A 20,535-nucleotide genomic window follows, 5' to 3' on the forward strand; every position below is an offset into this window, starting at 1 on the left:
ATTAATAATTAAATGTATATGTAATGGTTTCGTCGTCACGCCTTACCATCAGCTGATGGATGCTCTTGTCGGCATTCAGCGTTGCGGAAACCTGAATATTCTCTTTATCATTCTTCGCCTCGGCAATGATACTGGTGTTGCGGGCATAGCGGAAGAGCGAAGCCAGCAGGTAGGGATCGCACGCCTCTACACCAAGCAGCAGCTGGTTGGCATCAACAGTCTGGTGACGGTTGTCCTGTTCGCCATAGCTCAGGGCCAGTTTGCGTGTCAGCTTCTGGTTGTCGTAATAGAAGATGCTGTCGCAATTGTGCAGGCTGTCGGGGTTGAGCGAGTATTTGCCATAGGTAAAACGGTATGTGACGCAGGAAGAAGTGAGCGCGCCACGATGTTCGAAGTTGAAGATATAGTTGGCTGGAGCTACAACCATACTACTGTAAAAGCGGTTGAAATAGCCCACGGTATCGCCACTATTGATAAGTAGCTGAGGCTGGTAGTCTTTGTCGCAGTCCACACTGTAGGTGATGCCTTTTTTGACATCCTTCACCGTCATCTGCTTCTTACCATAGGTAATCTGCAGGTTGCTCAATGTCTGTTCGGCTTTCTGAATCTTCACCAGCGTAGGACGGTGCAGCGTGTCATATTCGAGTGTGATGTTACTGTCGTCAGAACCTGTGATAGACTTCACGTCGGCAGCAGAGCCCAGTGAACCGTCGCCACGGGTGGCATACTGGATAAAGGCCAGTGAGATATGGGCCTCGCCAGGATGATTGGTATCACGAATCTGGATAGCAGCAGTACGCGACAGGTCGGTGGTGTTCTGCTTGAAGCCCAACTCCTGACTGTAGAGCACACTACCCTTTCCAGTACGGATGGGCACCGTAATCCAGGAGTTGTCGTAACCACTCAGGTCAATGAGGTCCCAGTTGCCATAACCATAGAAAATCAAAGAGTCTGATACGTTGTTGGCATAGTAATACGAGATATTACTTGAAGGGCTATCTATGCCAAAACCTGCCCTAAAATTACCCTCGTCATTCACGCATGATGTCAGCATTGTTGCTGCTACTAACACCCCAAATAAAGTCTTTTTAGTTTCCATAATAACCTATTGATTTTTAATTAAATATCGTCATCCTCGTCATCGTCCCAACTGTCGAAATCAAACCCACCGAATCCTTCGAGCGAGGGAGCTACGAAGGCATCCATCTGACGGCGATCTTTCTTCGTGGGACGACCGGTGCCGCGAGCGCGGTCAACAAATCCGCTGATGCGGTTCATCTCCAGCAGTTCATACTGGTCCTGCGGTGTCACGTTCTCATAAATCTCAGGAAGCAGTTTGGCGCCTACGCGCTGCTCTATGGGCTTCTGAATCTTGAACGAATAAGTCACGGGCGGCTTGCGTACACTGATGGTATCGCCCTCTTTCACCATACGCGAGGGCTTCACATTGACGCCGTTGACTGCCACGCGTCCGTTCTTACAGGCATCCGAGGCAATAGAGCGTGTCTTGAATATACGCGCTGCCCAAAGCCATTTATCTATACGTGCTTCACTCATGTGGTAGCAAATTTTTCACTATTCACTTTTCACTTTTCCCTTACCCAGCTTATTGTATTGGTTCATGGTAATATCAATACCTGCCAAAACAAAACTCTTGATGATATCCACAGCCAGGTCGATGGAGGGTTGCAATGCTTTCTGTTCCTCCTCACTATAGCGCCCCAGCACCCAGTCTATCTGTCCGCCACGCGGATACTCGTTACCAATACCCATACGTAAGCGTGCATAATCCTGACCAATGAGTTGCTGGATATGCCCCAGTCCGTTATGACCGCCATTAGAACCGTTGGCCTTCAAACGAAAGGCACCCAACGGCAGTGCGACATCATCAGATATCACTAACAGGTGTTTTTGGTCAATATTCTCCTTGTTGAGCCAATATCTCACAGCATTGCCACTCAGATTCATATAGGTCGATGGTTTCAAGAGGAAAACCTTGCGGCCCTTTAACGATGTCTCGGCCACAAAGCCATAACGACGGTCGTCAAAAACGATATTGGACGCCTTAGCAAAAGCGTCCAATACCATAAATCCAGTATTGTGGCGGGTCAATTCGTATTCAGAGCCTACGTTGCCCAAGCCTACAATCAAATACTTTTCCATCTCACGTCTGATTACTCAGCAGCAGCGGCAGCAGCCTTTGACGCACGAGTCTCCTTAACTGAGCATACTACAACCTGTGCAGGAGTAGCAAGCTTCAGACCGTCGAAGCTCAGCTCACCAACCTTGATAGCCTTACCCAGACCGAGGTTAGTAACGTCAATATTCAGAATCTCAGGAATCTGCTTATAAGGAGCGGTAACGTCAATCTTACGGATAGAGAGGTTCAGCTTACCACCATCACGTACACCCTGTGCCAAGCCATTGAGCTTAACGGGAATACCTACGGTGATTTCCTTCTCCTCGTTCACCTCGTAGAAGTCAGCGTGAAGCAGAGCGTCTGTTGTGGGGTGGAACTGAAGCTCCTTGATGATTGCCTTGTGCTCCTTGCCATCGATGTTGAGGTTTACAACGAATACGTGAGGTGTGTAAACAGCCTTACGCAGCTCAGCGAATGAAGCGGTGAATGACATTGCCTCGGGCAGACCATTCTCACCCTTCTTCTCACCATACAGGTTACAGGGAACAAGACCCTCCTTGCGAAGCTCCTTAGAAGCCTTCTTGCCAGTCAACTCACGCTTCTGGCCATTGATTGCGATTTCTTTCATAACGTTTGTGTTACTCTAAATTAAGTTGTTAATACATAAAATTGTTTGACTTAATTCGCCATCACACGAAAAAAGCGGGTGCAAAGGTACGAAGAAAAATTGATATAGACAATCGATTGTGGAAAAATTTCTAAAAAAAGTACCTTTTTCTTGTGTAATCGCAGAAAAATGCCTAAATTTGCATCCGATAAAAGAGTTTACACGTATGATTAATAGAGAAATCATTAGAATTAAGATTGTTCAGTTAACCTACGCATACTATCAAAATGGTAACAAGAACATTGATACCGCAGAGAAAGAGCTGTTCTTCAGCCTCTCTAAAGCCTATGACTTGTACAACCAACTTTTGTCTTTGATAGTTGCTATTACAAGGGAAGCACAGCGCCGTCAGGAGGTGCTGCAAGCGAAGGCCCTGCGCGAAGGGTCGAAAATGCCATCAGCCAAATTCACAAGCAACCGTTTCGCCCTGCAGTTGGAGAGTAATATCCAGTTGGGAGAGTTTATGGAAACACAGAAACGTACATGGGCTGACTATCCTGAATTCATCGGAAAAATGTTTGAACAGATTGAGCAGAGTCAGATTTATCAGGACTACATGAATGATAAGGAAGACAGCTATGCTGCTGACCGCGAGTTGTGGCGCAAGCTCTATCGCACCTTCGTTCAGGAAAATGAAGACCTCGACTCACTTCTGGAAGAGCAGAGCCTCTACTGGAATGACGACAAGGATGTGGTAGACACCTTCGTACTGAAGACCATCAAGCGCTTCGACGAGAAAAACGGCGACAAGCAGGAACTGCTCCCCGAATATGACTCAGAAGAGGAAAAGGATTACGCACGCAAGCTCTTCCGGGCCACCATCCTCAATGCAAACGACTATCAGCATATGATGACTGAGGCTTCACAGAACTGGGATTTCTCCCGTCTGGCCTACATGGATGTCATCATCATGCAGATTGCCATTGCCGAGATGCTCACATTCCCCAGCATCCCCCTCAGCGTCACCATCAATGAGTTCGTAGAGCTGGCTAAGTTCTACTCTACCCCTCGCAGCGCCGGCTATATCAACGGCATGCTCGACACCATTGCCCGTCACCTTATTAATACTGGCAGACTGCTGAAGCAGATGGATAAGAAAGACAATAATTAATAACTAAAATACAAATTATACAAGATGATTAATTTCCTTTTACAAGCAGCCCCCAACGGAGGCGGAAACCTGATGATGACTGTCATCATGTTTGGTGCGATCTTTGCCATTATGTATTTCTTCATGATTCGTCCTCAGCAGAAACAGCGCAAGGAGATTCAGAAGTTCCAGAACGAACTGACAGAAGGAACCTCTGTTGTAACAGGTGGCGGTATCTATGGCACCGTTCAGAAGATTGACCTCGCCAAGGGCACTGTTGACGTGAAGATTGCACGCGATGTTGTCGTCACGGTCGACAAGAGCTATGTGTTCAAGGATATGTCAAGCATGGGCTTGCAGAAATAAACCAGGTCTTGAGAAATGACCTTCAGGCCCACTGACACACTGCATACCATCAGAGATTTCCTGTTTAGCAAAACAAACAGGGAATTTCTGATTTTTTTGTTGTTCCTCCTGCTCTCGGGCATCTTCTGGCTGATGATGACTTTCAACGAGACCTACGAGAAGGAGATTGTACTGCCCGTGCGTTATGTCAACGTACCCCAGAGTGCAGTGCTCACCTCAGGCGAGTCTGACAGTATCCATGTGAACATCAGCGACAAGGGATTCAGTCTCTTTGCCTTTATCTATTCACGGGACAGTCACACCATCGACATTGACTTCACGAAATATGCCCTGCCCGACGGTATCGGATCTGTACCGGCTATCGACCTGCAGCATATGATAGAACAGCTGTTGCCCACATCAGCAAAGATTACGAGTCTGAAGACGGAGAAACTGGTGTTCTATTATAATAATGGTGAGAAGAAGAAGGTACCTGTGAGATGGAGAGGTCATCTGAAGACAGACCCGCATTATTTCATTGCCAAGACGCTCATAGAGCCCGACAGCGTCACCATCTTTGCCTCACGCGAGAAGCTGGACAGTATCCATTATGTATATACGCGCGAGCTCAACTATTCCGACATTCACGATACGCTCATCGTAACGAGCGAACTGCAACGTATGCAGGGTGTGAAGATTGTGCCCAACAGGGTGAAGATAAACATCCAGACTGACGTGCTCACAGAGGAGACCATCGACAGCATTCCCGTTGTAGGCATCAACATGCCGAAGGGGAAAGTATTGCGTACCTTCCCTTCAAGGGTTTCGGTCAAGATTGTCACAGGCATGAAAAACTATAAGGCTATCATGCCGTCCGACATCCTCGTGGTGGCTGACTATGAGCAGTTCAAGGATGAAACTTCCGACAAATGCACCCTGCAGGTGAAAAAAGTACCTGAGGGTGTGTCACGGGCAACGCTGAACGTCAAGCAGGTGGACTATCTGATAGAGGAACAATAAGTACGCATCATGAAGATAGCTATCACCGGTGGTATAGGGAGCGGCAAGAGTTATGTATGCCAACTGCTCACGCAACATGGCATCAGCATCTACGACTGTGACTCGGCAGCAAAGCGACTGATGCGCACTTCGCCAGTACTGCGTCAGCAACTCACGGAACTGATAGGTCCTGACACGTATGATGCGGAGGGTCAGCTCAACAAGGCCGAAGTGGCCCGATACCTGTTGCTCTCAGAACAGAACGCACAGGCCATCAATGCCATCGTGCATCCTGCCGTAGCGCAGGACTTCCAGGAGAGCGGGTACCAGTGGATGGAATGTGCCATACTCTATGAGTCTGGTTTCGAACAACTGGTTGACAAGGTCATCGCTGTTACGGCTCCTGAGGATATCCGCATCCATCGCATCATGCAGCGCGACGGCATCACACGCGAGAAGGCGCTTGAATGGATTCACCGCCAATGGTCGCAGGACAAGGTGCGCAGCCGGTCTGACTTTGAAATCATCAACGACGGGCGTCCCCTGGAACCACAGATAGAAGGAATCATCAAAAAGATCATGTCGTGATCATGTCGTGATAACGTCATAACAAGATAACGTAATAACGAAAATAAAAAAAGAATTTAAAACAAAATGAAAGAAACAATTTTAGCAATCGCCGGCAAACCCGGACTTTACAAACTTGTATCACACGGTAAGAACAACCTCATCGTTGAAGCACTCGACGCTACACACCGTCGTCAGCCTGCTTTCGGTTCTGACCGCATCACCTCTCTGAACGATATCGCTATGTTCACCGACGAGGACGACGTGCCCCTGACTGACGTACTGGAGAGCATGAAGAATGTGGAAGGTGGCAAGAAGTCAAGCGTTGACTACAAGAAGGCCAGTGGCGATGAGCTCCGCGAATACTTCGCAAAGATTCTGCCCAACTTCGACCGCGACCGCGTGCAGAACAGCCACATCAAGAAGCTGATCCAGTGGTACAACATCCTCATTGAGAATGGTATCAGCGAATTCAAGGATGCTGAAGCCGAAACAGCAGAAGAGGCAAAGGAAGCTTAAACTGATCTGCAAAGACAAAACGATATGGACTCCCGGAATACTTCGGGAGTCCTTTTTATATATAATAAGGTGTAGATTGAATGTACATAATACAACCTCTTGACATAAGTCAACTATTTACGTAACAATGTGTCAAAAAGATAGTTTTTCGATAAAAAAGTTGATAAAATGTTTGGTATTTCAATTTTTTGCTTTACCTTTGCAACCGCAATTTGAAACAAACCATTAGTTCAACAATTAATTTTAAAGGTAAAAGATTATGAATGCAGCACAAGTTGTAGAGCAGCTGAAACAGCGCTTTCCTAACGAGCCCGAGTACATTCAGGCCGTAAGTCAGGTACTTCCCACTATTGAGGAAGAGTACAACAAGCACCCCGAGTTTGAAAAGAGCAACCTCATCGAGCGTCTTTGCATCCCCGATCGCGTGATTGAGTTCCGTGTTACATGGACCGACGATAAGGGCAATGTTCAGACAAACATGGGTTATCGCATTCAGCACAACAACGCTATTGGTCCGTACAAAGGCGGTATCCGTTTTCACAAGTCTGTAAACCTGGGTATCCTGAAGTTCTTGGCTTTCGAGCAGACATTCAAGAACTCACTGACAACTCTGCCTATGGGCGGTGCTAAGGGTGGTTCTGACTTCTCTCCACGCGGCAAGAGCGATGCAGAAGTTATGCGTTTCTGCCAGGCCTTCATGAACGAGCTCTATCGTCATATTGGTCCCGATGAGGACGTTCCTGCTGGTGACATCGGCGTAGGTGGTCGTGAGGTTGGCTACATGTTCGGTCAGTACAAGAAGTTGACACATCAGTTCCAGGGTGTTCTCACAGGTAAGGGAATCCAGTTCGGTGGTTCACTCATCCGTCCTGAGGCAACTGGTTATGGTACAGTATATTTCCTCGTTTCAATGTTGCAGACTCGCGGCATCGAACTGAAGGGTAAGAAAGTCCTGATTTCTGGTGCTGGTAACGTAGCACAGTATGCTGCAGAGAAGTGCTTGCAGCTTGGCGCTATCCCCATGACCATGTCAGACTCTGACGGTTACATCTACGATCCAGATGGAATCACTCGCGAGAAGCTTGACTATATCATGCAGCTGAAGAACGTTGAGCGCGGACGTATTAAGGAGTATGTTGAGGAGTATCCTACAGCTAAATATTACGAGGGCAAGCGTCCTTGGTTCGAGAAGGCTGACATTGCTCTGCCTTGCGCTACTCAGAACGAAATTAACGGTGAGCAGGCTCAGGCTCTCGTAGACAATGGTGTTATCGCTGTTGCTGAGGGTGCTAACATGCCTTCACTCCCTGAGGCAATCAAGATCTTCCAGGATGCAAAGATTCTGTACGCTCCTGGTAAGGCTTCTAACGCCGGTGGTGTATCTGTATCAGGTCTTGAGATGAGTCAGAACTCTGAGCGTCTGAGCTGGACTGCCAAGGAGGTTGACGACTATCTGAAGCGCATCATGAACGACATTCACGAGAACTGCGTGAAGTACGGTACACAGGCTGACGGCTACATCAACTACGTGAAGGGTGCTAACGTAGCAGGCTTCATGAAGGTTGCTAAGGCTATGATGGCTCAGGGCATCGTATAAGCTAGACGAAGTCAAGGTTATTTACGATGATGATAAGTCATCGTATAAGTAATGACAACACAAAAACAGTTACTATAAAAAGAGACTCGCCTCCGAAATGGAAGCGAGTCTTTTATTATTAATAGTTAGTCTATCGTCTTAACTCCTTAACTACTTTCTGATAATCACCACCTGTCCGTCGGCCGACAGTTTGATGATGCTTGAAGGCTGATGAGGCTGATGCTCTTGTCGGCGTGTCCAACAAACATAATCCACTTTCTCAAGGATACGCGGATCAATATCACGGTAATTCTGGGCAGCGGGTTCACCACTAATATTTGCAGATGTTGATACTATCGCCTTTTGGAAGCGGAAACAAAGTTCCTGAGAGAATGCCTCCTTTGTAATACGAATGCCGATAGAGCCATCTTCTGCAATCAGATTGGGTGCTAAATTAACTGCTCCATCAAGAATCAACGTTGTAGGTTTCTCTACACAGTCAATAAGCTGCCAGGCCACATCGGGCACATTTCTCACATAGCGCTGCAGACGGGCGTCGCTGTCAACCAGGCAGATAAGCGCCTTGGAATCATCACGCTGCTTGATTTCATACACACGTTTCACGGCCTCCGCATTGGTAGCATCACAACCGATTCCCCAAACGGTATCCGTAGGATAGAGAATCACCCCACCCTTTCTCATTGCCTCAATGGCATTCTTAATATCCTGTTCCTGTGTCATAATATTCTGATTTTGCGGGTGCAAAGTTACACATTATTATAATAAAAAAACGACATTTTACTGAAAAAATCCTTAAACGCGTTATAAACTATTGGAGGAAAGAAAAAAACTTAGTAACTTTGCATCATCGATTAATAAACTAAAAAGATGAAAAAAATACTGATTGCAATGATGCTGTCGATGCCGTTAGTCATCTCAGCTCAGGACAACACATGGGAACAGGTACAACAGAACAACCTTGACCAGAAATACTTGGTAGGAGCAGTGCCTGAAGTTGATGGACACGTTGTATTCTCAACTACAATCAACGCACCTGGCAAGAGTGCCCAGCAGATTTATGACGTGCTTCATGACGAACTGCTGAAAATGACCAAGGAACCCAATCAGATTGAGCAGAGTCGTATTACGCTCGATGACAAAGACGCCCACAAACTGGTAGCCAGTTATCAGGAATGGCTGGTTTTCAAGAACAAGCCCCTGAACCTGGACCGTACACGATTCCTTTACCAGATTATAGCAGACTGCAAGGACGGACAGGCTGATATCAAGCTGAACCGTATCGTCTATATCTACGACGAGGAGCGTGACATGACAACCTATAAGGCTGAGGAATGGATTACCGATCAGTATGGTCTGAACAAGAAGAAGAACAAGCTGGCCCGTGTCAGCGGAAAGTTCCGTCGTAAGACCGTTGACCGTGTTGACTACCTCTTCAACCGTTTCAAAATGTTGCTTCAGAAATAAAATATGTCAGAACAAGAATCGCTGCTGCCACCAGAAGAGCGCGACAAGGTGGAGCATCCAAAACGCCACAACCTGGAACCCTTCCGGGATTCCAGCAGGACACGAGAGCTGAGATTCTGGCTGAATATCCTCTTTATGATAGGTGCCATTGCAGGCTTAGTGGTCTATTTCTATGCCAGTCAGCCGGTGGCCATGTGGATCTTAGCAATATCGTGTGGTTTTAAATTCATAGAATTAGCATTGCGCATACTGAAAATATGAGAAAAAAGCAGTATCTGCTTCTTACAATGATGGCCGTCAGTTTGCTGAACGGCCACTATTTGTTGGCACAGACGCAAAGATCGTCCAACAGCTTTGACAGTTTTGACAGTGATGATCAGAACGGTCGTACATTCAATCCCTTTGACAACGACTCCACCAAGCAGCATAAAGAGATTCCGAAGGGAATCTACGTATGGACCGTTGACCAGAAATTCGGTGATATCAAGAGAGTTGACGTAGACACGATGCCGCATCTCTACCCCCAGACCACATTGGCCATGGGACGACAGATGCAGTATAACACATTGGGTAATAACTACACCGCCCGCCAGAACCGTATCTTCATAGACCGCAAGGAGAAACAGCAGTTTGCCTTCACCGAGGTCTATGATATGGTACTCAAACAGCCCGGCGACTTCCATTTCACCAATACCCTCTCGCCCATCACCAACCTGAGTTATGACAACTGCGGCAACAAGACCAATGGTGAGGATCACCTGCAGGCTAAGTTTGCTACGAATGCAGGCAAGCGCATAGGCCTGGGTATGGACCTGAACTATTCCTATGCCCGCGGCTATTTCCAGAACCAGAGCATCAGCCATTTCGGGGCCACGTTCTATGCCAGTTACCTGGGCGACCAGTATCAGTTGCACGCCCTCTACTCCACCAATCACCAGAAAGCTACAGAGAATGGCGGCGTGACCAATGATGACTATATCAGGCATCCGGAACTCACGGAGCAGTCGTACTCTGCCAACGAGATTCCCGTTATCCTCCAGCAGAACTGGAACCGTAATGACCACCAGCACCTGTTCCTTACACACCGCTACAGCCTGGGCTTCTATCAGGATGTGCCCATGACCGAGGAAGAGAGAAAAGCGAAGGAGTTTGCCCTGGCATCAGCACTCGACAATAAGAAAGACAGTATCGACGCATCTGACGGGACTGTTAAGCCCGACTCTGCTATGCTGTTTATGAAACGCGAGTTCAAACCCGTGACCAGTTTCATCCACACCGCAGAACTGGGCAGTTATGAGCGCAGATACCAGGCCTACCAGACGCCAGCCAACTATTACGGCAATACCTATTATAACCGTTATAATGGCACCTATGCCAACGACTCCGTCTTCGACCTGACCAACTATTTCAGTCTGAAGAACACCCTTGCCATCGCCCTGATGGAAGGATTCAACAAATATGCGATGGCAGGCTTGAAAGTCTTCGCATCCCATGAGCTGCGCCGCGCCAAGATGCCAATGGATATTGCCAATGACAATGCGACGATGGGCACCATCAATGAACATAGTGTCAGCATTGGCGGACAACTGCAACGTACGCAGGGACACACCCTCCATTATGACGTCCTGGCAGAGACATGGGTGGCCGGCGAGGATATGGGTCAGTTGAAGCTCGACGGACAGGCCGACCTGAACTTCGCCTTCCTGGGAGACACCGTACGACTGGTTGCCAAAGGCTATTTCCACAGGCTGAACCCCACGATGTATGAGCGCAAATTCCACGCCAAGCATTTCTGGTGGGACAATAACCTGGACAAGGAGACACGTACACGCGTGGAGGGTAACTTCACCTACGAGAAGACCAGGACGACGCTGCGTGTGGCTGTGGAAGAGATTCAGAACTACACCTACTACGGCATGTCCTACACGCGTGCCAACGATACCAATACGCTGCTCACGGCTGGTGTCCGTCAGCATGGCGGCAACCTGAATATCCTCACCGCCCAACTGGACCAGAAGTTGCAGCTGGGTCCCCTTCATTGGGATAATGTGCTGACCTATCAGTCATCATCCAATGAGGACGTGCTCCCTCTGCCCACGCTTAACGCCTTCTCCAACCTCTACCTGGAGTTTATGATTGCCGGTGTGCTGCGCGTAGAACTGGGCGGTGCCGCTACCTGGTTCACCAAGTATAATGCGCCCGACTTCTGTCCTGGCATCAACCAGTTTGCCGTACAGGAAAATGGCCAGACCCGTACAGAACTTGGCAACTTCCCCTTCGTTGACGTCTATGCCAACCTGCACCTGAAGCACGCACGCTTCTTCCTGATGATGCAGAATGCCACAGCATCATCATTCAACAAGAATTATTTCCTGACGCCACACTACGCACAAAATGAGGCAACTATTCATTTCGGCGTATCGTGGAACTTCTTCAACTAAGATTTTTCTTAAGAGTAAATAAGTACTTCACACCATAGGATGGCTAAACCCAAAAGCCATCCTATGAGTACTTTTAGCGTGATGTTCTTGATGTACCAGCTCAGGTGGATATGCTCCAGTTTCATCAGGGCCAGGCCACAGACGCTGCCTACGCTGAGCAGACAGCCGCCTACTGCCGTACAATAGGCAATCACCTTCCAGTAGGTACCGTTCTGGGCATAGTCACCGGCATTCCATACGTCGTACATAAAGATATCGCTGGCAGCAATCGTGAACGAGTCCACCAGACTACTGAGGATACCCGACAGGATACCCACAACCCACAGATTACCAATCGTCGCGTCAATCCAGTCGGCCACCTCCGTGAAGACACCCGTTTCACTCACCACGCCAAGACCCAGCATGATACCCATCACAAAGAGCATCTGCTGGATGGCCTCATACTGAATGACACGGGGAATACGGCGCTGCGACGTCTGGTCGGCATTCATCAGCTTACGGTTGAAAGCCTCGTTGACGACCCACAGCAGGGCCAGTACCACCAAGGCGCCAAGGAAAGCAGGCAGACGCGTGATACTCAGGAAGGTAGGCACAAACCACAGGCCGCCGATACCAACCAGGAACATCAGCATGCGCTGCCAACGGTTCAGTCGGGTATCATCGCCGCGGAAAGGCGCTACGCCCCATTCGATATCCAGGCGGGAAGGCAACTGGCGTCCGATGAGATAGGTAGGCACCACCCATGCTGCAAGCGCAGGCCAGGCCAGATAGCTGGAGAAGTCGGAAGCCGTCACAGCCTCGTTGGCCCACAGCATCAGACCCGTAGGATCACCAATCACGGTAAAGCAGCCGCCACAGACAGCGGCTAGCACGATAGCAGAACCGATAAACATGCGCTGTGCACGACTCTTCACGATATTATGCATGATAACCAGCATCACAATCGTGGTGGTCAGGTTATCCAGATTGGCTGAAAGGATAAAGGTAGCCAGCGTGATGGTCCAAAGCAGGCGCTTTGTCTCGCGTGTACGAATCCACTCACTGATAAAGTCGAAACAGCCATTGGTGTTCAGGATTTCAATGATGGACATCGTTGCCAGCAGATACATGACGATGGCCGCAGCCTTACCTACATACTTCAGGAAAATACTGTCGTAGATAAAGTTCTTCACCTGCTCGCTGGAAGCAGCATTGCCATCGAGGAAAGCCTCATAGGCCCCAGGATGCATATCCATTACAAAGTCATTACCCCAAATGATATAGACTACCCATCCGATAGCAGCAAGGAAGATGCTGATAGCTGCCTTGTTCACACCCGTAAGGTGAGTCGTAGCAATCAAAAGATAACTAAGCAGCAGCAATAAAATAATAATCAATGTCATTGGTAAAGACGTTTATAATGGATATACTCTGGGTGATATAAATGACTTACTTCGTCTTCGTAGAGTCAGAAGCAGTCATCTTCTTGTAGCGACGGTTCATGCCGTTCACCACATCAGTAGTGATATCGAAGCGCTTGTCAGCATAGAGCACAGCAGCCTTGTTGACAATCATATCATACTTCTTGTCCTTGTTATAGTCGGCCAGGAAGTTATCGAGACTGTCCTGGAAAGCCTGCAGGAATTTCTGCTGCTCGTTGGCCAGCTCGTTCTCCAGACGCTGCTGCAGGGCCACGATGTTCTGCTGCTCGCGCTGCAGGTTAGCCTGAGCGGCCTCGGCCTGCTCACGTGATGTGAAGCCATTGCTCTGGAGCTTCTGCTGAAAAGCCTGTGCATTCTTATCCAACTGAGCCGTCTTGGCCTGGATGGTATTACGGGCATTGGTACCCTTCTTCTCTAATTCGAGTGACTTCTCCTTAGCAAACTCATACTGAGCTGTCAAAGTGTCAATTTCAATGTAGGCGATACGCATACCCTCACCAGTTGTTGTTGCTACTGCCTCGGGCTCTTCGTCCATCTTAGGGGCAGAGTTGTTACAAGCTGAGGTAAGACCAACGAGGGTCAGAAGTGCAAAAGCACGGATAAAGTTTTTTTTCATTTGTTGTTATTGATATTATTAATTATTTCTTTCATTGACTGCCAGGCTGCTCCTTCTGCGCTGTTCACGATCCTGATCCATCACACAGTGGATACCACGCTGACGCATGGCCTTTGAATCGTGGATATGCTGCGACGAGAAGCGCCCATTCTTACGAAAAACCAGTTTAATGCACAAAAATGCCATCGAGATAGCAATTATTAACGTGCTGATTGCAATTATTTCAACCATTTTTACTAACTTTGCGGTTGCAAAGGTAATAATTAAATATTAAACATTAAACAATAAAACATTAAAAATGAATAAAAGCACACTAAAACCTGCTTCTGTATTTGAACAGTTTGCTAAAATAAACGAAATTCCCCGTCCTTCCAAACGTGAAGAAAAGATGATTGAATACCTCAAGAACTGGGGCGAGAGCCATGGTCTTGAGACAAAAGTCGACGAGACGGGTAATGTGCTGATCCGCAAACCAGCCACCAAGGGATACGAGAACAAGAAGACCGTGATCCTGCAGAGCCATATGGATATGGTATGCGACAAGCTGGTGGATGTTGACTTCGATTTCGACAAGGACGCCATCCAGACCTATGTTGACGGCGACTGGCTGAAGGCCAAGGGTACCACACTGGGTGCCGACGACGGTATCGGTTGCGCTATCGAACTGGCTATCCTTGAGGCCCAGGATATCGAGCATGGTCCCCTGGAGTGCGTGTTCACCCGCGACGAGGAGACAGGTCTTAGCGGTGCCGAGGGCATGAAGTCAGGCTTCATGACCGGCGACTACCTCATCAACCTCGATTCTGAGGACGAGGGCGAGATGTTCGTATCATGCGCCGGTGGTCGCAACACGCAGGCCAAGTTCACCTTCAAGCGTGAGGAGGCTCCTGCCGGTTCATTCTTCCTGCGTGCCCAACTGAAAGGCCTGACGGGTGGTCACTCTGGTGATGATATCAACAAGAAGCGTGCCAACGCCATCAAACTGCTGGGCCGCTTCCTCTTCCAGACCATGAACCGCTACGAGGGCGTACGCCTGGCACAGTTCCATTCCGGCAAGCTCCACAATGCCATTCCCCGCGACGGTATGTTTGTCATCGCCGTTCCCCATGATATCAAGGAGAACGTGAAGGCCGACTGGAACGTCTTCTCTGCCCAGGTAGAGGACGAGTTCCACGTGACCGATACCCAGATGGTGTGGTCGATGGAGAGCACAGAGGCAGAGCCAGTTATCGAGGCTCAGGTAGCCCGCAATTTCGTATGGGCACTGCAGGCTGTGGACAATGGTATCTACGCTATCTGTCAGGATCCTGAGCTCAACGGTATGGTTGAGACCTCTTCCAACATTGCCGCTATCCACTCTACCGAGACAGAGATCACCATTCTCTCATCACAGCGTTCTAACGTGATGTCCAACCTCGACAATATGTGTGCCACCATCGTAGCCACCTTCCAGCTGGCTGGTGCCGAGGCCCACAGCAGCGACGGCTATCCCGCCTGGAAGATGAGAGCTGAGAGCAAGTTGCGCGATACTGTCGTTGAGACCTACAAGGAACTGTTTGGCAAGGAGCCCGTGGTACGTGGTATCCATGCCGGTCTGGAGTGCGGTCTGTTCTCAGAGCGCTATCCCAATATCGACATGATCTCGTTCGGTCCCACGCTGCGTGATGTTCACACACCTGATGAGCGCCTGTATATCCCCACCGTCCAGATGGTATGGGATCACCTGTTGCTCGTTTTGAAACGCATCTAATATAATAAGGTGAGTCAAGAATACATAGAAATCAAGGGTGCACGCGTCAATAATCTCAAGAATATTGACGTGCGCATCCCTCGTAATAAGTTTGTTGTCATATCTGGTGTATCAGGTTCCGGCAAATCATCGTTGGCTTTCGACACGCTGTATGCCGAGGGTCAGCGCCGCTATGTGGAGAGCCTGAGCAGTTATGCCCGCCAGTTCCTGGGACGAATGAACAAGCCCGAGTGCGACTTCATCCGTGGTATCCCGCCTGCCATCGCCATCGAACAGAAGGTGATAGCGCGCAATCCACGAAGCACCGTAGGCACGTCCACAGAGATTTACGAATACCTGCGCCTGCTCTTTGCCCGCATCGGCCGCACCTATTCTCCCATCAGCGGTGAAGAGGTGAAGAAACATTCCACGGAGGATGTGGTTCAGAAGATGCTGGAGTTCTCCGAAGGCACCAAGTTCGTTGTGATGGCACCTATCAAGGTACCTGAAGGCCGTACTCTGGAGCAACAACTCAAGGCCTGTATCCTCCAGGGCTACAGCAGGATGACGTCACCAGGAACGCCCGATGGCGAACAGTTTATCCGCATCGACGACTACCTGGAGTCCAATCCCGAATCAGAGCCCGCCGAGATGCCATATCTCGTCATCGACCGCCTGTCGTCTTCTGATAACAAGGAGACCATCAGCCGACTCGTTGACTCTGCCGAGACAGCCTTCTTCGAGGGTCACGGCGAGATGCGCCTCATGGTGCTGCCCTCAGGGTTGAGCTATGATTTCTCCACCCGTTTCGAGGCCGACGGCATCACGTTCGAGGAGCCTACCGACCAGCTGTTCTCATTCAACTCACCCGCAGGTGCCTGTCCTGAGTGCCAGGGCTTTGGCAAGGTGATGGGTATCGACGAGCATCTGGTCATCCCCGACACAGGTCTGTCGGTCTATGATGGTTGCGTGGTTTGCTGGCACGGTGAGAAGATGGGCGAATGGAAGAACTGGTTCATCCGTCATGCGGCCAACGACGACTTCCCTATCTTCGAACCTTATTACAACCTGACCCAACAGCAGAAAGACTGGCTGTGGCACGGTCTGCCCTCTGACCGCGGTGCCAAGGAGAAACCCTGTATTGACGCTTTCTTCCAGATGGTGAAAGAGAATCAGTACAAGATTCAGTATCGTGTGATGCTGGCGCGCTATCGTGGAAAGACCACCTGTCCTACCTGTCACGGCACGCGTCTGAAGCCAGAGGCTGAGTATGTGAAAATCAATGGACGAAGCATCACGGATCTCGTACAGATGCCCGTTATCCGCCTGAAGGACTGGTTCGCCCAGTTGCAACTCCCTGAGCATGATGCCGAGGTGGGTAAGCGCCTCTTGCTGGAGATTACCTCACGCCTGCAATTCCTTCTGGATGTGGGACTTGGCTATCTGACGCTCAACCGTTTGTCCAACTCTCTTTCTGGTGGTGAGAGTCAGCGTATCAACCTCTGCACATCGCTTGGAAGCAGTCTGGTTGGTTCACTTTATATCCTTGACGAACCCAGCATTGGATTGCACTCCCGCGACACCGACCGCCTGATTCATGTCCTCAAGGAACTGCAGGCGCTGGGCAATACCGTCGTTGTGGTGGAGCACGACGAGGAGATTATCCGTGCTGCCGACTATATCATCGACATCGGTCCTGACGCAGGACGACTGGGAGGAGAGGTCGTTTATGCTGGGGAACCCAGTACTACTAGTGCGACTAGTAAAACTAGTAAAACTAGCAAGCCTAGTACCCCTAGCCGCTCCTACACCCTCCAGTACCTCTCTGGCGAGGAGACCATCCCCGTGCCGGCGAGCCGCCGCCCCTGGAATCGCCATATCGATATCAAGGGCGCCCGCATGAACAACCTGCGCGGCATCAATGTAGAGATACCGCTCAACGTGCTCACGGTGGTGACGGGCGTATCGGGTTCCGGCAAATCCAGCCTTATCAAGGGTATCCTCTACCCTGCCCTCAAGCGCCATATGGGCGACGTCTGCGATGCCCCTGGCGAATACAGCGGACTGGCGGGCGACCTCGACGCTATCCGTCGTGTGGAGTTCGTGGACCAGAATCCTATCGGCAAGTCCTCGCGCTCCAATCCCGCTACCTATGTCAAGGCCTACGATGCCATTCGCGACCTCTATGCCGACCAGCCCCTGTCGCAACAGATGGGCTTCACGCCGCAGTATTTCTCATTCAATGCCGATGGCGGACGCTGCGACGAGTGTAAGGGTGCCGGCACTATCACCGTCGAGATGCAGTTCATGGCCGACCTCGTGCTGGAGTGCGAAGCCTGTCACGGCAAGCGTTTCAAGCACGATATCCTGGACGTGAAATACGAGGGCAAGAATATCGACGATATCCTGAATATGACCATCACCGAGGCCATCGAGTTCTTCAAGGCCAACGGACAGAAGACCATCGTCAACCGTCTGAAGCCCCTGGAGGATGTTGGTCTGGGCTATATCAAACTGGGACAGAACTCCAGCACGCTCTCCGGTGGTGAGAACCAGCGCGTCAAACTGGCCTATTTCATCGGTCAGGAGAAGCAGGAGCCTACGCTCTTCATCTTCGACGAGCCCACCACGGGTCTGCATTTCCACGATATCAAGCGCCTCATGTCGTCACTCGACGCCCTGATAGCGCGCGGACATACCGTGCTGATTATCGAGCACAACATGGACGTCATCAAACTGGCCGACCATGTCATAGACCTCGGTCCTGACGGTGGCGACAAGGGTGGCAACCTCGTTATCGCAGGTACCCCTGAAGAAGTGGCAAAATGTAAGAACAGTATAACCGGTCAATACTTAAAGCTAAAAATATGAAAGAACTGAAATTAAAACCCGTCATCATGGAATGTCAGATGGAGGAGCTCACCAACGACGAGCAGTTCCTTCTGCAGAAAGCCATTGAGTCTACGAACAACAGTTACGCGAAGTATTCCCACTTCCACGTAGGCGCAGCCATACAGTTGTCCAACGGTGTTGTGATACCCGGATGTAATCAGGAGAATGCCGCCTTCCCCGCAGGCATCTGTGCTGAGCGCTCTGCCATCTTTGCTGCCGGAGCCCAGTATCCTGACGAGGCTGTCGAGGTGATTGCCATTGCTGCCCGCGAGCCCGGAGGCGAACTCACCAGCGAGCCTGTCAGTCCCTGTGGCACCTGTCGTCAGGTCATCATCGAGACCGAGACCCGTTTTTCCAAGCCCATGCGCATCCTGCTCTACGGCAAGAACCGTATCTACGTGATGGATGGTATCAAGAACCTGATGCCCCTGTCGTTTACGGAGTTTTAATAGCATCCCCACCCCTGGACGGGTGAGATAGAATCCAAGTGAAAGTCGTACTTCAAATTATCCTCATCGATCAGTTTGAAGTGCTTCTTTCCTTGAATAGAGTCTTTGGGTGATTCCCATTTCACATTTCTGAAAAGCAGCGTGTCCACGCCTTCCTCGTAGGGTGTGCGAAGCAGCGTGTTCGAGAACTGGAAGTTGTAGGTCTTCAGCGTGTCCACCACGACACCCATCACCACATCCTCGTCATAGCCCGTCACAATACTGCTGTCGCAGTTCATGCCGTAGAGCGGCAGTATGTTGCTGAACCGTAGTGCAGCACCGCGTCCGCCTACAAAGGGATAGAACTGCGCAAACGTACATCTGTTGACGTCGGCCTTTCCGCCATACACCGCCAGACAGTCGCCCTGCGTGTTTGACAACTGACAGTAGCGCAGCCGGATATTCGCGTTATAGCTCACCACGCCAGCCCCCTTGCAGTTATGTACGATGCAATGGTCCATATCCAGGCGCCTCACGTTCTCCGTATAGGCTGTTGAGTCGCAGCAGATGCCATACTTCCCTGCATTACGTATCTCCGTATTCCTGAGCACGTTGCGTGTTGATGAACTGCGGAACACCACACCGCCATCCTTTCCCCACTGACCACTCACACGGTCGTAAGGCAGGTAGTCAAACATATGGTCCAGCCTGTCGCCACGCATCACCACACTGTCCGTCAGCAATCGTCCATAGACCTCCAGTCCCGGACCCTCATGGAAATACAGCGTCGTGTTACGTATCGTCAGCGTCGCCGCACTGTCCACCTTCAGTCCGCCATACACAATAATCGGCTTCTTGCTCTCTATCAGCGAGTCCTGATGCACCACCACGTTGCGCATCTCCACGGCATCCCAGGTATGTCCCTGCAACACCAGCTGCTGCTCCACGCCGCTCTCCAGCCTGAACACCAGCTTATCCTCCACCAGCTGAGGCTCCAGCGCCCCATTCTCAGGTGCCGTCAGTTCCACGAACACGCGGATGCTGTCGCCCTCTCTCACCTCCAGATCGGTGACCACCGAGCCCAGCGAGTTATCCAGGTACGTCCCGTCCACGTTCACACGGAAGCCCGTCTGGTTGCCCTGAGCCAGTCTGACGCTCTGCAACCTGACGCCGTCACTATTTCGGTTATACACCCAGAAATCATACGTTCTCGACCCCACGGTAGAAAACACCGTGTCCATCTTCAGCGAGTCAATCGAAAACGACAACCTGGCCGACGTACTCGTCGTAAACGAGTCGTTGTCCCCACAGCCCACCAGGGCCATCAATATAGCGAAGAAAAATAAAATCCGACGTATCATAACAATAATACAACGTATTTTTTCCTGTTTTATTTTTTATATAACTATGCAAAAGACAGAAAAAGTTATCTGACAATTATTCAGACCAATATTTAACTGAGTTTAAAGGATTGTCAGCATAGTTTAAGCGAGTTTAAATTCCGTGCCAGAATGACAAGCACGACAGTCAGTATTTTCGCAGGCACGTACTTTGCACAAGTGTTAGTGAAAGCCGAAGCAAACAGGCCGAGGCGATCATAGAACAATAAGTTAAACTAAA

General features: G+C 49.9%; 21 protein-coding genes. 12 read left to right on the forward strand and 9 right to left on the reverse strand.

From position 1 onward, the window contains the following. Position 1 precedes the first annotated feature (1 nt). Genes L6466_RS07050 through L6466_RS07065 form a run of 4 tightly spaced genes read right to left on the reverse strand, consistent with a single transcriptional unit; the run spans position 2 to position 2,768 of the window. Complete coding sequence (locus L6466_RS07050) at positions 2 to 1,099, reverse strand: hypothetical protein (protein ID WP_237803364.1); 1,098 nt, start codon at positions 1,097 to 1,099, stop codon at positions 2 to 4. Positions 1,100 to 1,119: 20 nt separating this feature from the next. After that, positions 1,120 to 1,557, reverse strand: a complete 438-nt coding sequence (locus L6466_RS07055; protein WP_237803363.1) for an RNA-binding S4 domain-containing protein — start codon at positions 1,555 to 1,557, stop codon at positions 1,120 to 1,122. A gap of 18 nt (positions 1,558 to 1,575) precedes the next feature. Beyond that, positions 1,576 to 2,163: an aminoacyl-tRNA hydrolase gene (pth, locus tag L6466_RS07060; RefSeq protein ID WP_237803362.1), complete on the reverse strand. Its 588-nt coding sequence runs from the start codon at positions 2,161 to 2,163 to the stop codon at positions 1,576 to 1,578. A gap of 11 nt (positions 2,164 to 2,174) precedes the next feature. Next, entirely contained in the window at positions 2,175 to 2,768 is a 594-nt protein-coding gene (locus L6466_RS07065; protein ID WP_091818687.1) for a 50S ribosomal protein L25/general stress protein Ctc, read from the reverse strand. A 205-nt stretch (positions 2,769 to 2,973) separates the two neighbouring features. Between L6466_RS07065 and nusB the strand changes: the two genes are divergently transcribed. The 6 genes from nusB (at position 2,974) to L6466_RS07095 (ending at position 7,924) form a co-directional block, all read left to right on the forward strand. Beyond that, positions 2,974 to 3,918: a transcription antitermination factor NusB gene (gene nusB / locus L6466_RS07070; protein WP_237803361.1), complete on the forward strand. Its 945-nt coding sequence runs from the start codon at positions 2,974 to 2,976 to the stop codon at positions 3,916 to 3,918. Positions 3,919 to 3,942: 24 nt separating this feature from the next. After that, on the forward strand, positions 3,943 to 4,263 hold the full coding sequence (gene yajC / locus L6466_RS07075) for a preprotein translocase subunit YajC (protein ID WP_237792781.1): 321 nt from the start codon (positions 3,943 to 3,945) through the stop codon (positions 4,261 to 4,263). Positions 4,264 to 4,278: 15 nt separating this feature from the next. Next, entirely contained in the window at positions 4,279 to 5,262 is a 984-nt protein-coding gene (locus L6466_RS07080; RefSeq protein WP_091854915.1) for a CdaR family protein, read from the forward strand. Positions 5,263 to 5,271: 9 nt separating this feature from the next. Further along, the gene (gene coaE, locus L6466_RS07085; RefSeq protein WP_237803360.1) at positions 5,272 to 5,829 is read left to right on the forward strand and encodes a dephospho-CoA kinase; all 558 of its coding nucleotides are present in this window, start codon (positions 5,272 to 5,274) and stop codon (positions 5,827 to 5,829) included. Between the two features lie 66 nt (positions 5,830 to 5,895). Beyond that, entirely contained in the window at positions 5,896 to 6,327 is a 432-nt protein-coding gene (locus tag L6466_RS07090) for a DUF5606 family protein (RefSeq protein ID WP_091818692.1), read from the forward strand. A gap of 259 nt (positions 6,328 to 6,586) precedes the next feature. After that, a complete protein-coding gene (locus L6466_RS07095) occupies positions 6,587 to 7,924 on the forward strand; it encodes an NADP-specific glutamate dehydrogenase (RefSeq protein ID WP_091818693.1) in 1,338 nt (445 codons plus the stop codon). Positions 7,925 to 8,074: 150 nt separating this feature from the next. On the opposite strand, the gene L6466_RS07100 is transcribed toward L6466_RS07095, so the two are convergent. Continuing rightward, positions 8,075 to 8,644, reverse strand: a complete 570-nt coding sequence (locus L6466_RS07100; RefSeq protein ID WP_237803359.1) for an L-threonylcarbamoyladenylate synthase — start codon at positions 8,642 to 8,644, stop codon at positions 8,075 to 8,077. Between the two features lie 147 nt (positions 8,645 to 8,791). Between L6466_RS07100 and L6466_RS07105 the strand changes: the two genes are divergently transcribed. From L6466_RS07105 to L6466_RS07115, 3 genes are read left to right on the forward strand one after another with little or no spacing between them, the layout of a single operon-like run. Next, entirely contained in the window at positions 8,792 to 9,388 is a 597-nt protein-coding gene (locus tag L6466_RS07105) for a DUF4468 domain-containing protein (RefSeq protein WP_091854918.1), read from the forward strand. A gap of 3 nt (positions 9,389 to 9,391) precedes the next feature. Beyond that, on the forward strand, positions 9,392 to 9,649 hold the full coding sequence (locus L6466_RS07110) for a hypothetical protein (RefSeq protein WP_091854919.1): 258 nt from the start codon (positions 9,392 to 9,394) through the stop codon (positions 9,647 to 9,649). After that, positions 9,646 to 11,829, forward strand: coding sequence for a putative porin (locus tag L6466_RS07115; RefSeq protein WP_237803357.1), 2,184 nt, complete (start codon positions 9,646 to 9,648; stop codon positions 11,827 to 11,829). Before L6466_RS07110 ends, L6466_RS07115 begins: the two co-directional genes overlap by 4 nt. 8 nt (positions 11,830 to 11,837) lie before the next feature. Here the strand turns inward: L6466_RS07115 and L6466_RS07120 are convergent, their stop codons facing one another. From L6466_RS07120 to L6466_RS07130, 3 genes are read right to left on the reverse strand one after another with little or no spacing between them, the layout of a single operon-like run. Next, entirely contained in the window at positions 11,838 to 13,211 is a 1,374-nt protein-coding gene (locus L6466_RS07120) for an SLC13 family permease (RefSeq protein WP_091818697.1), read from the reverse strand. A gap of 46 nt (positions 13,212 to 13,257) precedes the next feature. Further along, positions 13,258 to 13,866, reverse strand: a complete 609-nt coding sequence (locus L6466_RS07125; protein WP_091854923.1) for an OmpH/Skp family outer membrane protein — start codon at positions 13,864 to 13,866, stop codon at positions 13,258 to 13,260. A gap of 18 nt (positions 13,867 to 13,884) precedes the next feature. Next, the gene (locus L6466_RS07130; protein WP_091818699.1) at positions 13,885 to 14,097 is read right to left on the reverse strand and encodes a hypothetical protein; all 213 of its coding nucleotides are present in this window, start codon (positions 14,095 to 14,097) and stop codon (positions 13,885 to 13,887) included. A gap of 67 nt (positions 14,098 to 14,164) precedes the next feature. Here L6466_RS07130 and L6466_RS07135 point away from each other — a divergent pair, with 67 nt between their 5' ends. Genes L6466_RS07135 through L6466_RS07145 form a run of 3 tightly spaced genes read left to right on the forward strand, consistent with a single transcriptional unit; the run spans position 14,165 to position 18,936 of the window. Beyond that, positions 14,165 to 15,616, forward strand: coding sequence for an aminoacyl-histidine dipeptidase (locus L6466_RS07135; RefSeq protein WP_237803356.1), 1,452 nt, complete (start codon positions 14,165 to 14,167; stop codon positions 15,614 to 15,616). 9 nt (positions 15,617 to 15,625) lie between these two features. Continuing rightward, complete coding sequence (uvrA, locus tag L6466_RS07140; protein ID WP_237803355.1) at positions 15,626 to 18,466, forward strand: excinuclease ABC subunit UvrA; 2,841 nt, start codon at positions 15,626 to 15,628, stop codon at positions 18,464 to 18,466. Next, positions 18,463 to 18,936 carry a cytidine deaminase gene (locus L6466_RS07145; RefSeq protein ID WP_091818702.1) on the forward strand — a complete coding sequence of 158 codons (474 nt, stop codon included), beginning with the start codon at positions 18,463 to 18,465 and terminating at the stop codon, positions 18,934 to 18,936. The genes uvrA and L6466_RS07145 overlap by 4 nt, the downstream gene beginning before the upstream one ends. Here the strand turns inward: L6466_RS07145 and L6466_RS07150 are convergent. Further along, positions 18,933 to 20,276 carry a right-handed parallel beta-helix repeat-containing protein gene (locus tag L6466_RS07150; RefSeq protein WP_237803354.1) on the reverse strand — a complete coding sequence of 448 codons (1,344 nt, stop codon included), beginning with the start codon at positions 20,274 to 20,276 and terminating at the stop codon, positions 18,933 to 18,935. The genes L6466_RS07145 and L6466_RS07150 overlap by 4 nt on opposite strands. Between the last annotated feature and the right edge of the window lie 259 nt (positions 20,277 to 20,535).

This window comes from Prevotella communis, from assembly GCF_022024175.1.
Taxonomy (GTDB): Bacteria; Bacteroidota; Bacteroidia; order Bacteroidales; family Bacteroidaceae; genus Prevotella; species Prevotella communis.

Excerpts from the sequence above, each read along its gene's own strand:
- L6466_RS07050 (WP_237803364.1), bottom strand. The coding sequence starts at position 1,099 with ATGGAAACTAAAAAGACTTTATTTGGGGTGTTAGTAGCAGCAACAATG.
- L6466_RS07055 (WP_237803363.1), bottom strand. The coding sequence starts at position 1,557 with ATGAGTGAAGCACGTATAGATAAATGGCTTTGGGCAGCGCGTATATTC.
- pth (WP_237803362.1), bottom strand. The coding sequence starts at position 2,163 with ATGGAAAAGTATTTGATTGTAGGCTTGGGCAACGTAGGCTCTGAATAC.
- L6466_RS07065 (WP_091818687.1), bottom strand. The coding sequence starts at position 2,768 with ATGAAAGAAATCGCAATCAATGGCCAGAAGCGTGAGTTGACTGGCAAG.
- nusB (WP_237803361.1), top strand. The coding sequence starts at position 2,974 with ATGATTAATAGAGAAATCATTAGAATTAAGATTGTTCAGTTAACCTAC.
- yajC (WP_237792781.1), top strand. The coding sequence starts at position 3,943 with ATGATTAATTTCCTTTTACAAGCAGCCCCCAACGGAGGCGGAAACCTG.
- L6466_RS07080 (WP_091854915.1), top strand. The coding sequence starts at position 4,279 with ATGACCTTCAGGCCCACTGACACACTGCATACCATCAGAGATTTCCTG.
- coaE (WP_237803360.1), top strand. The coding sequence starts at position 5,272 with ATGAAGATAGCTATCACCGGTGGTATAGGGAGCGGCAAGAGTTATGTA.
- L6466_RS07090 (WP_091818692.1), top strand. The coding sequence starts at position 5,896 with ATGAAAGAAACAATTTTAGCAATCGCCGGCAAACCCGGACTTTACAAA.
- L6466_RS07095 (WP_091818693.1), top strand. The coding sequence starts at position 6,587 with ATGAATGCAGCACAAGTTGTAGAGCAGCTGAAACAGCGCTTTCCTAAC.
- L6466_RS07100 (WP_237803359.1), bottom strand. The coding sequence starts at position 8,644 with ATGACACAGGAACAGGATATTAAGAATGCCATTGAGGCAATGAGAAAG.
- L6466_RS07105 (WP_091854918.1), top strand. The coding sequence starts at position 8,792 with ATGAAAAAAATACTGATTGCAATGATGCTGTCGATGCCGTTAGTCATC.
- L6466_RS07110 (WP_091854919.1), top strand. The coding sequence starts at position 9,392 with ATGTCAGAACAAGAATCGCTGCTGCCACCAGAAGAGCGCGACAAGGTG.
- L6466_RS07115 (WP_237803357.1), top strand. The coding sequence starts at position 9,646 with ATGAGAAAAAAGCAGTATCTGCTTCTTACAATGATGGCCGTCAGTTTG.
- L6466_RS07120 (WP_091818697.1), bottom strand. The coding sequence starts at position 13,211 with ATGACATTGATTATTATTTTATTGCTGCTGCTTAGTTATCTTTTGATT.
- L6466_RS07125 (WP_091854923.1), bottom strand. The coding sequence starts at position 13,866 with ATGAAAAAAAACTTTATCCGTGCTTTTGCACTTCTGACCCTCGTTGGT.
- L6466_RS07130 (WP_091818699.1), bottom strand. The coding sequence starts at position 14,097 with ATGGTTGAAATAATTGCAATCAGCACGTTAATAATTGCTATCTCGATG.
- L6466_RS07135 (WP_237803356.1), top strand. The coding sequence starts at position 14,165 with ATGAATAAAAGCACACTAAAACCTGCTTCTGTATTTGAACAGTTTGCT.
- L6466_RS07145 (WP_091818702.1), top strand. The coding sequence starts at position 18,463 with ATGAAAGAACTGAAATTAAAACCCGTCATCATGGAATGTCAGATGGAG.
- L6466_RS07150 (WP_237803354.1), bottom strand. The coding sequence starts at position 20,276 with ATGATACGTCGGATTTTATTTTTCTTCGCTATATTGATGGCCCTGGTG.